This is a genomic window from Rodentibacter heidelbergensis, assembly GCF_002000125.1.
GTDB classification, from domain to species: domain Bacteria; phylum Pseudomonadota; class Gammaproteobacteria; order Enterobacterales; family Pasteurellaceae; genus Rodentibacter; species Rodentibacter heidelbergensis.
The window spans coordinates 31,217-45,830 of sequence record NZ_MLHH01000009.1; the positions used below are offsets into that span (position 1 = coordinate 31,217).

General features: G+C 42.4%; 14 protein-coding genes. All 14 read left to right on the plus strand.

Going from position 1 to position 14,614, the window contains the following annotated elements; all coding sequences use genetic code 11:
• The first annotated feature begins 9 nt into the window (after window positions 1-9).
• Window positions 10-2,010 carry an OPT family oligopeptide transporter gene (locus BKK48_RS04240; RefSeq protein WP_077426925.1) on the plus strand — a complete coding sequence of 667 codons (2,001 nt, stop codon included), beginning with the start codon at window positions 10-12 and terminating at the stop codon, window positions 2,008-2,010.
• A gap of 52 nt (window positions 2,011-2,062) precedes the next feature.
• Window positions 2,063-2,473: a hypothetical protein gene (locus BKK48_RS04245; protein WP_077426926.1), complete on the plus strand. Its 411-nt coding sequence runs from the start codon at window positions 2,063-2,065 to the stop codon at window positions 2,471-2,473.
• Between the two features lie 24 nt (window positions 2,474-2,497).
• Window positions 2,498-3,322: a 3'(2'),5'-bisphosphate nucleotidase CysQ gene (cysQ, locus tag BKK48_RS04250; protein ID WP_077426927.1), complete on the plus strand. Its 825-nt coding sequence runs from the start codon at window positions 2,498-2,500 to the stop codon at window positions 3,320-3,322.
• Between the two features lie 73 nt (window positions 3,323-3,395).
• Window positions 3,396-4,880: a glucose-6-phosphate dehydrogenase gene (zwf, locus tag BKK48_RS04255; protein WP_077426928.1), complete on the plus strand. Its 1,485-nt coding sequence runs from the start codon at window positions 3,396-3,398 to the stop codon at window positions 4,878-4,880.
• A gap of 57 nt (window positions 4,881-4,937) precedes the next feature.
• Complete coding sequence (pgl, locus tag BKK48_RS04260) at window positions 4,938-5,636, plus strand: 6-phosphogluconolactonase (RefSeq protein ID WP_077426929.1); 699 nt, start codon at window positions 4,938-4,940, stop codon at window positions 5,634-5,636.
• The gene (locus tag BKK48_RS04265) at window positions 5,636-5,998 is read left to right on the plus strand and encodes a DUF1304 domain-containing protein (protein WP_077426930.1); all 363 of its coding nucleotides are present in this window, start codon (window positions 5,636-5,638) and stop codon (window positions 5,996-5,998) included. Before pgl ends, BKK48_RS04265 begins: the two co-directional genes overlap by 1 nt.
• 18 nt (window positions 5,999-6,016) lie before the next feature.
• Window positions 6,017-6,442: a nucleotidyltransferase substrate binding protein gene (locus BKK48_RS04270; RefSeq protein WP_077426931.1), complete on the plus strand. Its 426-nt coding sequence runs from the start codon at window positions 6,017-6,019 to the stop codon at window positions 6,440-6,442.
• On the plus strand, window positions 6,439-6,741 hold the full coding sequence (locus BKK48_RS04275; RefSeq protein WP_077426932.1) for a nucleotidyltransferase family protein: 303 nt from the start codon (window positions 6,439-6,441) through the stop codon (window positions 6,739-6,741). Before BKK48_RS04270 ends, BKK48_RS04275 begins: the two co-directional genes overlap by 4 nt.
• 58 nt (window positions 6,742-6,799) lie before the next feature.
• On the plus strand, window positions 6,800-8,254 hold the full coding sequence (gene gnd / locus BKK48_RS04280; protein ID WP_077416753.1) for a decarboxylating NADP(+)-dependent phosphogluconate dehydrogenase: 1,455 nt from the start codon (window positions 6,800-6,802) through the stop codon (window positions 8,252-8,254).
• Window positions 8,255-8,331: 77 nt separating this feature from the next.
• Window positions 8,332-8,643, plus strand: a complete 312-nt coding sequence (locus tag BKK48_RS04285; RefSeq protein WP_077426933.1) for a DUF4298 domain-containing protein — start codon at window positions 8,332-8,334, stop codon at window positions 8,641-8,643.
• Between the two features lie 148 nt (window positions 8,644-8,791).
• Window positions 8,792-9,466, plus strand: a complete 675-nt coding sequence (gene rpe, locus BKK48_RS04290; RefSeq protein WP_077426934.1) for a ribulose-phosphate 3-epimerase — start codon at window positions 8,792-8,794, stop codon at window positions 9,464-9,466.
• 47 nt (window positions 9,467-9,513) lie between these two features.
• Complete coding sequence (locus BKK48_RS04295; protein ID WP_077426935.1) at window positions 9,514-10,188, plus strand: phosphoglycolate phosphatase; 675 nt, start codon at window positions 9,514-9,516, stop codon at window positions 10,186-10,188.
• 122 nt (window positions 10,189-10,310) lie between these two features.
• Complete coding sequence (lon, locus tag BKK48_RS04300) at window positions 10,311-12,725, plus strand: endopeptidase La (protein ID WP_077426936.1); 2,415 nt, start codon at window positions 10,311-10,313, stop codon at window positions 12,723-12,725.
• Window positions 12,726-12,916: 191 nt separating this feature from the next.
• A complete protein-coding gene (locus BKK48_RS04305) occupies window positions 12,917-14,479 on the plus strand; it encodes an AbgT family transporter (protein WP_077426937.1) in 1,563 nt (520 codons plus the stop codon).
• Window positions 14,480-14,614: the final 135 nt, after the last annotated feature.

Below are 14,614 nucleotides of genomic sequence, written 5' to 3' on the forward strand. Positions count from 1 at the left end.
GAAAATAGGATGCCTCATTCAAATTTAAAAGAGCTCACTTTTCGTGGGATGATTCTCGGGGCGTTAATTACGGTGATTTTTACCGCATCTAACGTCTATTTAGGCTTAAAAGTCGGGATGACTTTTGCCTCTTCCATTCCGGCTGCCGTGATTTCTATGGCAGTGTTAAAATTCTTTAAAGATTCCAGCATCTTGGAAAATAACATGGTACAAACGCAGGCTTCTGCGGCGGGGACGTTATCCTCTGTGATTTTCGTTTTACCGGGCTTATTGATGATGGGTTACTGGAATGATTTTCCATTTTGGCAAACCATGTTGATTTGTGCCGCCGGTGGTACATTAGGGGTATTGTTCACCATTCCATTACGTCGTGCGATGGTGGTGAATAGTGATTTACCTTATCCGGAAGGTGTGGCAGCGGCTGAAATTTTGAAAGCGGGTAATCACGATAAAGGCGATACCGGGGTAAAAGATATTGCCTATGGCGGGGTATTAGCCGGCGTGGTAGCCTTTTTAACCAATGGCTTACGGGTAATGGCAGATGGTGCGAGTGCATGGTTCCAAACCGGTAAAGCCGCCTTCCAGTTACCAATGGGCTTCTCTTTGGCGTTATTAGGCGCAGGTTATTTGATCGGTATCGTCGGCGGTATTGCAATACTAGTCGGTTTGGTGCTGACTTGGGGTGTTGCCGTGCCATTCTTTACGATGTCCGGTGATATGCCAACGGAGATGAGTTTGATCGACTTTGCCATGAGTACATGGAAAACCAAAGTCCGTTTTATTGGGGTGGGAACGATTGGTATTGCCGCAATTTGGACATTGTTGGTTTTAATGAAACCGATGGTCGAAGGCATGGTGCATTCTTTCCGTATGTTAAAAAGCGGTCAATCAGAATCCGATCACCGTATTGATATCGACCTTTCGCCAAAAACCATGATCTATATCCTGATTGCGACCGTGGTATTGATTGTGATTTCATTGCATCACTTTATCGCTGCAGCGCCGATTTCACCGGAACTGGCGATTTTATTAGTGGTAGTTTGTACTTTCTTGGCGGTATTTATCGGCTTTTTTGTGGCCGCGGCTTCCGGTTATATGGCGGGATTAGTTGGGTCTTCATCCAGCCCCATTTCCGGTATCGGGATTATCTCGGTCATTGTCATTTCGCTTGTGCTAGTGTCTATCGGTAATGCGACTGGCTTGTTTGAAACTACCGACGGTCAGAAATTTTTAACTGCACTGACACTCTTTACCGCCTCTATCGTGCTGACCACGGCAACGATTTCTAATGATAATTTGCAGGATTTAAAAACCGGTTTGTTAGTTGAAGCCACACCATGGCGTCAGCAAGTGGCATTGATCATTGGTTGTTTTGTCGGCGCACTAGTGATTGCACCGGTATTGGAGATTTTATATCACGCTTATGGTTTTAGTGGGGCATTGCCTCGGGCGGATATGGATCCAACCCAAGCGCTTTCTGCACCACAAGCCACGATTATGACAACTATCTCACAAGGGATTTTTACCAACCAATTAGAATGGACATACATTTTAACCGGTGTGGGGTTAGGGGCGGTGTTAATTGTTATTGATGCCTTCTTGAAAAAAGTGAGTAATAAAGCCTTTGCATTACCGGTATTAGCGGTGGGGATTGGTATTTATTTGCCCCCATCCATTAATACACCGGTAGTGATTGGGGCTTTCTTAGCCTGGTTCATTAACCGCCATATTGCCAACTATGCTGCACGCACCGGCAATCAACAAATCTCCGCTAAAGCAGAACGTTTTGGAACGCTTTTCTCCGCAGGTTTGATCGTAGGGGAAAGCCTTATGGGCGTGATCCTAGCCTTTGTGATTGCCGCTTCCGTCACCTCCGGCGGTTCTGAAGCGCCACTTGCACTTCATCTTGAAAATTGGGACCGCATCGGTGAAATATTGGGTTTAACCGTATTTGTTGCAGGGATCATTATTTTTGCTTCTCGTGTATTGCGTGCGAAAAAATCTGATTAATCCCTAAAATTCCTTTAAAATAGGCTATCCTTTCACGATAGCCTATTTTTTTATGAAACCTTATTTTAGAACATTAATTTTATTTCCTCTTATTTTACAAGGATTAGCCACAGCGCTATTTTGGTTTTTGGGCTGGGATCTTGAACCTGTTCCTTTTTATCGATACCTCACGGTCGCCTTTTTTCTTGCAACGATCCCGGCTTTTTTGATTGCGTTCGTCGCTACAACATTTCGGTATGTCCGCCATAATATCGTTTCCATTGTCTTATGTTCATCATTAATTAGCTTTTTTTATTGTAATATCGCCTCTTATTTTTATTTATTCATGATGAATGAAACAGAGGCATCCATTTGGGAATGGGTCATTCAAGATGGATTAGTGTTGGGATTATTAGGTATGTGCGGTATGGTGTTTTATTCTCTCTTTGTTCTACCATTTTTATTACCCAAAACGAAATCGTGATGAAAAATATTATCGGGAGGTTTTATGTTGCCACTCAATGAACATTTACTCAATCAGGTTTTACTGATTGCTTATCAAGCGGGTAGTCATCTGCAACGTTTTTATCAACAGCATGTTGATGTTCAAATTAAAGAAGATAATACACCGGTTACCGAAGCGGATCTTTTTGTCAGTCAATTTTTAACGGAAAAACTGACCGCACTTTTCCCTCATACACCGGTGCTTTCCGAAGAACATGGCCATATTTCTTTTGAAGAACGCCAAACATGGAAAGAATATTGGCTTATCGATCCCCTCGATGGTACACAACAATTTATTAATCGTACCGATCAATTTTCTGTGCTAATTACCCTCGTTCGCCACAACAAGCCTGTATTAAGTGTTATTCACGCCCCCATATTATCCCTTACTTATTATGCCATGGCGGATTTTGGTGCTTTTAAAAGGCAAGGTGAGCAGGTGAAAAAACTGGGTAAAAACACCGTGGATTTTAACCGCACTTCTTCTTTTCCCACATTACGCATTGCGGTGGGCGCCACCACTTCGCAAGAAAAAGTGCGGTCAATGTTATCGAAGGATTTTGCTTGTGAGTTTGTCGTGCTAGGCTCTAGTAGTTTGAAAAGTGCTTTAGTAGCCGAAGGTGAGGTGGATTGCTACATTCGTTTAGGGCAAACCGGTGAATGGGATACGGCAGGGGCAGAAGTGTTGCTGAGAGAAACAAATGGACAGATTTTTGATCCTCATTTTGCCCCGCTCACTTATAACCAACGAGAAACAATGATTAATCCGCATTTTGTGATGGTGGCAGATCGCAACATAAATTGGGCTTCTGTCTTTCAATTTAATTGATTGGTTTGAGGGGGGATTTTCGCTAGAATACGGCATTACTTCTTTATTACTCGGTATTTTACAAGGAATCATTATGCAAACTGAAAACAGCTGTATCGTCATTTTTGGCGCATCCGGTGATTTAACCCATCGAAAACTTATTCCGGCACTTTATAATCTTTTTAAAATCGGGCGCTTGGGCGAGCATTTCTCCGTACTGGGTGTGGCGCGTTCTGAACTCAATGATGAAACCTTTCGCCAAAAAATGCGTGAAGCGTTGATTAAAAATGAAGATACCACTGATGAAACCCTCGATGAATTTTGTCGTCATCTTTATTATCAGGCTGTGAACACAGCTGATGCCGCTGATTATGCTAAATTGGTTCCCCGTTTGGCGGATTTACACCACCAATATCAAACCGATGGCAATACGCTCTATTATATGTCCACCCCACCAAGCCTCTATGGTGTGATTCCCGAATGTTTGGCTGCACATGGTTTGAATACGGAAGAAAATGGTTGGAAGCGTATTATCGTTGAGAAACCTTTTGGTTACGATGAAAAAACCGCACAGGTGTTAGATGTGCAAATTCACCGTTTCTTTGAAGAGCATCAAATTTATCGTATCGATCATTACTTAGGCAAAGAAACCGTTCAAAATTTACTAGTGTTACGTTTCTCTAATGGCTGGTTTGAACCGCTTTGGAACCGTAACTTTATTGATTATGTGGAAATCACCGGAGCGGAATCCATTGGTGTGGAAGAGCGGGGTGGCTATTATGATGGTTCCGGTGCTATGCGGGATATGTTCCAAAATCACTTATTACAAGTGCTTGCTATGGTTGCCATGGAACCACCTGCCATTATTAATGCCGATTCCATGCGTGATGAAGTGGCAAAAGTGATGCACTGTTTACGTCCGCTTACCCAAGAAGATGTCGAACACAATTTAGTATTAGGGCAATACATTGCCGGTGATGTGAATGGCGAAAGGGTGAAGGGGTATTTAGAAGAAAAAGGCGTACCGGCAGATTCACGCACAGAGACCTATATGGCGCTGCGTTGTGAAATCGAAAACTGGCGTTGGGCGGGCGTGCCTTTTTATGTGCGTACCGGTAAACGCTTACCTGCTCGTGTCACAGAAATTGTGATCCATTTTAAAACCACACCTCACCCTGTATTCAGCCAAAATGCCCCGGAAAACAAACTCATTATCCGTATTCAACCGGACGAAGGCATTTCCATGCGTTTTGGTTTGAAAAAACCGGGGGCGGGTTTTGAGGCAAAAGAAGTTTCGATGGATTTCCGCTATGCCGATCTTGCTGGTGCACAAGTATTGACCGCTTATGAACGTCTATTGCTAGATGCAATGAAAGGCGATGCGACACTCTTTGCCCGTACCGATGCCGTTCATGCAGCTTGGCAATTTGTTCAACCAATTTTGGATTACAAAGCCAATGGTGGACGAATTCATGAATATGAGGCAGGTACTTGGGGGCCGGTGGCAGCCGATAAACTAATTGCCCGACAAGGCAAAGTATGGCGAAAACCCAGTGGTTTGATGAAGAAAAAAGTTTAATTTATTATTTCTTCCCCCCTCTCATGGTGAGCGGGGGATCATTTAAGAGAAAATCCAATGAATACGATCACTTTCCCCTCCGCTCAACATGCCGTGGAAAAAATAGCACAAGAATTTGTGATTTATAGTCAATTATCCCACCCCGTGCACATTTCGCTTTCCGGTGGTTCTACTCCCAAACTTTTATTCAAGGCTCTGGCACAATCCCCTTATGCGGCGCAAATCCGTTGGCAAAATCTCCATTTTTGGTGGGGGGATGAGCGTATGGTTTCGCCGCAAGATCCTGAAAGTAATTATGGCGAAGTGCAAAAATTGTTATTTGATCATATCCCAATTCCTGCTGAGAATATTCATCGAATTCGTGGTGAAAATGAACCGAATGTTGAGCTAAAACGTTTCCAAGAGGAACTCAGTGCGGTCATTCCTGATGGTGTTTTTGACTGGATTATTTTAGGCATGGGGGCAGACGGACACACCGCTTCCTTATTTCCACATCAAACTCATTTTGATGATAAAAACCTCGCAGTGATAGCAAAACACCCAGAAAGCGGGCAAATCCGTATTTCTAAAACTGCAAAATTCATTGAACAGGCAAAACGCATTACTTATCTTGTAACAGGCGAAGGCAAAGCGGAAATTTTAAAAGAAATCCAAACCACACCGGCGGAGGACCTCCCTTATCCGGCAGCGAAAATTAAAGCGAAAAATGGGGTGACGGAGTGGTATTTGGATAAAGCGGCGGCGAAGTTATTATAGTGGAAATTTTAGCCCATATTTTGACCGCACTTGTGGCAGTTGAACATTTTTACATTCTCTATTTAGAAATGTTCGCCATTGAAGGAAAAAGCGCCAAACGCATTTTCGGTTTAACGGATGAGTTTATCGCCCAAAAGAAAGTGAAGGTGATGTTTGCCAACCAAGGCCTATACAACGGCTTTCTGGCGGCAGGAATTCTCTTCGGTTATGTGATAAACCAAATGTTGGTGATTTATTTCTTTTTAGTTTGTGTGATAATTGCCGCCATTTTTGGTGCAATCACAGCAAATAAAGGCATTTTGGTAAAGCAAGGGTTACCGGCGGTGTTAGCGTTGGTTTTGCAGATTGTTGCAAACAGTTAATCAAGTGAATGAGGAAAAATGGAAAAGTTAAATATCTCTACATTGGAAAATGCATTTATTTCATTAGAAGCGACTTTACTTAAATTAGCTGATGAGAAATGGTTTAATCAGCAAGATGATATTGTTCAGGATACACTTGTTGCAGGAGCGATTCAGAAATTTGAATTTGTCTATGAACTGAGTATTAAAATAATGAAACGTCAGCTGAAATTGATGTCTGGAACGCCTGAGGAGATTGATAATACTGATTTTCGTGATGTGTTGCGTAGCAGTGCCAAAGCGGGATTAATTGATGATGTAGAGTCATGGATTTTTTATCGAAAAATGCGTAATGTGACTTCACATACTTATGATCAAAATAAAGCTCAGGAGATTTACCAGAATATTCAATCTTTCCTTGAGAGTGCTAGAAGCTTAATTAAACAGTTGGAAAAACAGCAATGATAGATATTGAACCCAAACATCTTGCTATTGTACAAGATATTTTACGAACTCACTTGGCAGGCTATGAAGTGCGGGCATTTGGTTCAAGAGTGAAAGGTACAGCACGCAAATTTTCGGATTTGGATTTGGTGGTCATGACTGAAAAGCCCCTCTCATTACGGATTTTTGCTGAGGTCAGCGAAGCCTTTAGCGAAAGCGATCTCCCTTATAAAGTGGATGTGCTTGATTGGGCGACAACGTCCGAAAGTTTTCGAGAAATTATTGAACAAAAGTATGTCATTATTTCTAGTAATGAATAAACAGGAATTAAAAGAAAAAAGTGGGTAATATCCCCTAAAAAATCAACAGGAGCAAAAAATGTCACAAAAAGGCGATATCGGCGTGATTGGACTCGCCGTGATGGGGCAAAACCTCATTTTAAATATGAACGACCATGGGTTTAAAGTGGTGGCGTATAACCGTACCACGTCAAAAGTGGACGAGTTTTTACAAGGGGCAGCGAAAGGTACAAACATTATTGGGGCGTATTCCTTGGAAGACTTGGCGTCTAAATTGGAAAAACCAAGAAAAGTGATGCTGATGGTGCGTGCGGGCGAAGTGGTGGATCAATTTATTGATGCACTATTACCGCACTTGGAAGAGGGCGACATCATTATTGATGGCGGCAACTCTAACTATCCGGATACTAACCGCCGTGTGAAAGCCTTAGCGGAAAAAGGGATTCGCTTTGTGGGTTCCGGAGTATCGGGCGGTGAAGAGGGCGCTCGCCATGGGCCTTCCATTATGCCGGGTGGTAACGAGGAAGCATGGCAATATGTCAAACCGATTTTACAAGCGATTTCTGCCAAAACCGATAAAGGCGAGCCGTGCTGTGATTGGGTTGGAAAAGAGGGGGCAGGTCATTTTGTTAAAATGGTGCATAACGGCATTGAATATGGCGATATGCAACTGATTTGCGAAGCCTACCAATTCTTAAAAGACGGATTAGGCTTAAGCTATGAGGAAATGCAAAACATTTTCGCTGAATGGAAAAAAACGGAGCTGGATAGCTATCTGATTGATATTACAACAGATATTTTGGGCTATAAAGACACAGACGGCACACCGCTTGTAGAAAAAATCCTGGATACTGCCGGACAAAAAGGCACGGGTAAATGGACGGGCATCAATGCCCTTGATTTTGGCATTCCATTAACCTTAATCACCGAATCGGTGTTTGCCCGTTGTGTTTCTTCTTTCAAAGATCAGCGTGTGGCGGCAGAAAAATTATTTGGTAAGACTATTGGCAAGGTGGAAGGCGATAAAGCCGTTTGGATTGAAGCGGTGCGTAAAGCCTTACTTGCCTCAAAAATTATTTCTTATGCACAAGGCTTTATGCTGATTCGTGAAGCCTCCGAAAACTTTGGTTGGGATATCAATTATGGCGCAACCGCATTATTATGGCGTGAAGGCTGTATTATCCGTAGCCGTTTCTTAGGCAATATTCGTGATGCCTATGAGGCCAACCCGGATTTAATTTTCTTAGGCTCGGATGCTTATTTCAAAGGCATTTTAGAAAATGCCATGAGCGACTGGCGTAAAGTGGTGGCAAAATCCATTGAAGTGGGTATTCCGATGCCTTGTATGGCTTCTGCGATTACCTTCTTGGATGGTTACACTTCCGCCCGTTTACCGGCGAATTTATTGCAAGCCCAACGTGATTATTTTGGTGCGCACACCTACGAGCGTACAGATAAACCGCGTGGTGAGTTTTTCCACACCAACTGGACGGGGCGTGGTGGTAACACCGCTTCCACCACCTATGATGTGTAATTGGTAAAACGCAAGATAAATTGACCGCACTTTAAGCAAAGTGCGGTTTCTTTTTTTAACTCATTTTGGAGAGAACTATGCTATCTCAAACTCGTTTGGCACAATTAGCCGAAATGGAAAACATACTGGATGAAGCCAATGAATTTTTGGCTGAGGCAGAAAATTTTCTTGAAAAATGGCAAACCTTTTTACCGAAAATGAAACGTTTAGAACGTTATTATTTTGAAGGGGATTGGATGGCGGATTTTGAAGCCTATGAGCAAGGGGAAACCCCTAAAACCCAGTCTTGTGGCGTGCTTTCAGAAGATCTTGTTTATAATGCCAGTACCGATCAACGAAGCCTTGCTATTGAATATTTAAAATTGATAACGACAATTTTGGATCAATAAAAATACAGAAAACCGAGCACACTTTGCTTTCTTGTCAAAACAGACAGGAAAGTGCGGTCATTTTTTTCAAAATTTTCTGAGAAATAATCAAAGTAATTTCTGTTTTAACGTAGTAAACTAGAGCGGTGATTAGCCCGAGGAGATAACGATGAAACCTTACCTTATTGCCCCTTCTATTCTTTCCGCGGATCTCGCCCGCCTTGGTGATGATGTTCAAAATGTGCTTAATGCCGGTGCAGATCTCATTCATTTTGATGTGATGGATAATCACTATGTGCCTAATTTGACTTTTGGTCCCGCTATTTGTCAGGCTTTGCGTGATTATGGCATTACCGCCCCTATTGACGTGCATTTAATGGTGAAACCGGTGGATCGGCTTATCCCTGATTTTGCCAAAGCTGGAGCAAATTATATTACTTTCCATCCGGAAAGCTCTGAGCATATTGACCGCTCTTTACAGTTGATTCGTGATCACGGTTGTCAATCTGGTTTGGTGTTTAACCCTGCCACACCACTGAGTTATTTGGATTATGTATTGGATAAAGTGGATATCATTTTGTTGATGTCGGTTAATCCGGGATTTGGCGGACAATCTTTCATTCCCGCAACGTTGAAAAAATTACAACAAGTCAGAAAAATCATTGATGACAGCGGTTTTGATATTCGTTTAGAAGTGGATGGTGGTGTAAAAGTCAATAATATTGCAGAAATTGCCGCTGCCGGTGCGGATATGTTTGTCGCAGGCTCAGCGATTTTTGACAGCCCGGATTACAAACAAGTGATTGCTCAAATGAGAGATCAGCTTTCCACTGTCCGTGGCTAATTGAGAATTTTTAGTTTCCTTATTGTTGTATAAAAAAGAGAGATTAAATGAAAACACAATTTAAATTGATCGGCTTTGATTTAGACGGCACACTTGTTAACAGCTTGCCGGATTTAGCCCTATCCGTCAATTCGGCCTTAGCCGAATTTGATTTACCTCAAGCGCCGGAATCTTTAGTGTTAACCTGGATTGGCAATGGAGCACCTGTGTTGATTGCCCGCGCATTAGATTGGGTAAAAGCACAAACCGGTAAAACATTAAACGAAGCAGAGGTAGAAGAAGTTAAAGCACGTTTCAACCACTATTATGGTGAAAACCTTTGCAATGTGAGCCGCCTTTATCCCAATGTGAAGGAAACCTTAGAAGCGTTAAAAGCGAAAGGTTACACTTTAGCCGTAGTAACAAATAAACCGACCAGACACGTTCAACCGGTGTTGGCAGCCTTTGGTATCGATCACTTATTTAGTGAAATGCTCGGCGGGCAGTCTTTACCGGCAATCAAACCGCATCCGGCACCACTTTATTATTTGTGTGGCAAATTCGGCATTGAGCCTCGCCAACTCTTATTTGTGGGTGATTCTAAAAACGATATTTTGGCCGCTCATGCAGCAGGTTGTGCCGTTGTGGGACTAACCTACGGTTATAACTATAACATTCCAATTAGCGAATCAAATCCGGATTGGGTGTTGGATGATTTTGGTCAATTATTAAAGATACTTTAATCGTTCTCAAAAGTGCGGCGAAAACAACCGCACTTTTACCCAACCTGACCCTCGTCCACTTGAATTTATCAAACCCACCCCCATATTACCCCAAATTGTCGAAATAGAATTAGAGAGAAGATATGAACGCCAAAAGAACACAACGCACGATGCCCGTATTGCCATTACGAGATGTCGTGGTTTTCCCTTATATGGTGATGCCGCTTTTTGTAGGGCGTGCTAAATCCATTAATGCTCTTGAAGAAGCGATGAATGAAAATAAACAGCTTCTTCTGGTTTCACAAAAACAAGCAGATTTAGAAGAACCAACCGTTGATGATGTGTTCGATGTGGGCACCATTGCCAATATTATTCAGCTTTTAAAATTACCTGACGGTACGGTAAAAGTGCTTGTAGAAGGTCAGCAACGGGCAAAAATTAATCATCTTGAGGAAGGAGAGCAATTTTTTTCCGCAAAAATCACACCGATTGACACCCTTTATGGTAATGAAAAGGAAGTGGATATTGTAAAAAATGCGGTCTTATCCGAGTTTGAAAATTACCTGACATTGAATAAAAAAGTGCCGGCTGATGTGTTAGGCGCACTACAACGGATTGATGATGCCGATCGCTTGGCAGATACCATGGCGGCACATTTACCGGTGAGTGTTCGTCATAAACAAAGTGTGTTGGAATTGGCTGATGTTCAAGAACGTTTGGAATATTTGTTAGGGATGATGGAATCGGAAGCGGACATTCTACAAGTAGAAAAACGCATTCGTAGCCGTGTGAAAAAACAAATGGAAAAAAGCCAACGTAACTATTATTTGAATGAGCAAATTAAAGCCATTCGCAAAGAAATGGACGAGGGTGAAAGCGAGGACACCATTGATGAAGTGGAACAGCTTCGTCAAAAAGTGGATGCGGCAAAAATGCCGAAAGAGGTTCGTGAGAAAGTCGAAAGCGAATTACAAAAACTCAAAATGATGTCAGCCATGTCCGCAGAAGCCACAGTGGTGCGTAGCTACATTGAATGGATGATCCAAGTGCCATGGCATCAACGCACGAAAGTGAAAAAAGATATCACCAAAGCGCAACAAATATTAGATGCGGATCACTATGGTTTAGATCGGGTGAAGGAACGCATTTTAGAATATCTTGCGGTGCAAGCACGCCTTAATAAAATCAAAGGGCCAATTCTTTGCTTAGTCGGCCCACCGGGTGTGGGAAAAACCTCGCTTGGTCAATCTATTGCTAATGCAACAGGGCGCAAATATGTGCGTATGGCATTAGGTGGCGTGCGGGATGAGGCAGAAATTCGTGGTCATCGCAAAACCTACATTGGTGCATTACCGGGCAAACTCATTCAAAAAATGGCAAAAGTTGGGGTGAAAAACCCTTTATTCTTACTTGATGAGATCGATAAAATGGCATCGGATATGCGTGGCGATCCGGCTTCTGCCTTATTAGAAGTGCTTGATCCAGAGCAAAACACCACGTTTAACGATCATTATTTAGAAGTGGATTATGATCTTTCCGATGTGATGTTTGTGGCCACCTCAAACTCCATGAATATTCCGGGGCCGTTGCTTGACCGTATGGAAGTGATTCGCCTTTCCGGTTATACGGAAGATGAAAAACTCAACATCGCCATGCGTCATTTGTTACAAAAACAAATTGAACGTAACGGTTTGAAGAAAGGGGAATTGGTGGTAGAAGAAAGTGCGATTTTAGACATTATCCGCTATTACACCCGAGAGGCCGGTGTGCGTAATTTGGAACGGGAAATTTCCAAAATTTGCCGCAAAGCGGTGAAAAATTTATTGGTCAATCCGAAGTTGAAATCGCTCACCGTTAATTCAGATAATCTTCATGATTATCTTGGCGTGAAACGCTTTGAATTTGGCAAAGCGGATACGCAAAATCGCATAGGTGAAGTCACCGGTCTGGCGTGGACAGAAGTGGGCGGTGATCTGCTCACCATTGAAACAGCTTCTGTGGTGGGTAAAGGTAAGTTAACTTTCACCGGCTCTTTGGGGGATGTGATGAAAGAATCTATCCAAGCCGCGATGACGGTGGTACGTTCCCGTGCTGATCGACTTGGCATTAATCCTGAGTTCCACGAAAAACGTGATATTCATATTCATGTACCGGATGGTGCAACACCAAAAGACGGCCCAAGTGCAGGGATCGCCATGTGTACGGCGCTGGTATCTTGTTTAACGGGCAACCCAGTGCGTGCGGATGTGGCAATGACAGGAGAGATCAGCTTGCGTGGTAAAGTCTTGCCAATCGGCGGCTTAAAAGAAAAACTCTTGGCTGCACACCGTGGTGGGATAAAAACCGTATTAATTCCAAAAGAGAATGTGAAAGATTTGGAAGACATTCCGGATAACGTGAAACAAAGTCTTGCGATTCATGCGGTAGAAACCATTGATGAAGTGTTGGGCTTGGCACTTGAAAACCCACCTGAAGGGATTGAATTCGTCAAAGTGGAAGCCAAACCGAAAACACCACGTCGTAAAGCCGCCACGAAAACCACAAGAGCGGTCAATTAATTCAATATTTTTTAAAGGCTTGTGAAAACAAGCCTTTTTTGTTTGTATTAAATTTTAATTTTTTGACAATTCAAATAAAAAGTTAAAAAAATGTGATTCAGCTGTTTTTGAAATGAAAATTTTGTTTTGGGATTCAGTGAAAAATATGCGAATATAAAGCCTATTCTTTAAACAATAAAAGGGATATGCCTATGTCATCAACCGTTTCTCAGAAAAACAGTCGAATTCAACATTTTTTAAAAGGGGTGGAATGGCTCGGAAACTTACTGCCACATCCTGTGATTTTATTTATGTTGATGTGCGCTATTTTGATCTTGCTTTCAGCTATTTTGCATTATTTTGATGTGAGTGTTGTCGATCCACGACCTAATCATTCCGGTGATATTGTGGTGAAAAGCCTACTTAGCCAAGAAGGGCTTGCTTATATGGTGAGTAGTTTAGTGAAAAACTTCACCGGTTTCGCTCCACTTGGTACGGTTTTAGTGGCAATGCTGGGGGTATCCATTGCTGAATCTTCAGGTATGATTTCTGCGGCCTTGAGGGGACTTGTCGTGGGGACACCGAAAAAATTGGTAACTTTCACCATCGTCTTCGCTGCGGTGATCTCAAATACAGCGGCAGAATTGGGTTATGTGGTCTTAATTCCTCTCGCCGCCATGATTTTTCATGCACTTGGCCGTCATCCGCTAGCAGGGATTGCCGCCGCCTTTGCCGGTGTTTCAGGCGGATATAGTGCGAACTTGCTATTAGGCACCGTGGATCCGCTTTTATCAGGAATTACCCAAGAGGCCGCCCGTTTAATTGAGCCTAATTATGTGGTTGGCCCTGAGGCAAACTGGTATTTTATGTTTGTGAGTACATTTTTAGTGAGTATTTTGGGCTATTTAGTCACTGAAAAAATCGTTGAACCACAGCTTGGAAAATATAATCCTCAAGATGCCGATGATCCTACTATTCTCAACAATAAAGTGGAAAAATTAACCGCAAATGAGAAAAAGGGCTTAATGTGGGCCGCAATTGCAATGATCATTTTTTCCTTACTTCTTGCTTGGACCATTGTTCCTGAAAACGGTATCTTACGCCACCCTAAAACAGGACTTGTCGCAGGTTCACCTTTCTTACATGGCATTGTGGTTTTTATTTTTATCTTTTTTGCCATTCCCGGCTACATCTATGGACGAGTGACCGGTTCAATGAACTCTTCTCAAGATATTGTCAAATCGATGTCGAAAGGAATGGCTTCAATGGGGATGTATATTGTATTAGTCTTCTTTGCGGCACAGTTTGTGGCATTTTTTAAGTGGACGAACTTAGGTTCAATTGTGGCGGTAAAAGGAGCGAATTTACTGATTGAACTTGGCTTAACCGGCCCTGTGCTTTTTATCGGTTTCATCTTAGTTTGTGCTTTTATCAATTTGATGATTTCCTCCGCTTCCGCCCAATGGGCATTAACCGCTCCTATTTTTGTTCCAATGCTGATGTTAGTCGGGTATGCACCGGAAGTGATCCAGGCAGCCTATCGTATTGGTGATTCAACAACGAATATTATCACACCGATGATGAGCTATTTTGGCTTAATTATGGCAGTCGCAGTACGTTATAAAAAAGATACAGGCGTAGGGACACTCATGGCGATGATGATTCCTTATTCATTTATTTTCATTATCGGCTGGGTCACCCTTTTCTACCTCTGGGTTTTCGTATTTGGTTTACCTGTCGGCCCGGGTTCATTGACATATTTTTCAGTGAACTAAGAGTGGAAAATTGATAATAAATAGGCTCTCAATGTGAGAGCCTATTCTTTTACTAATAAGATATTCTAACTTATTTAAATGAAAGCCGTAGATCAACGCCTCTCTTTTAAAAAATTTTCCGTTGTATTTTATAAT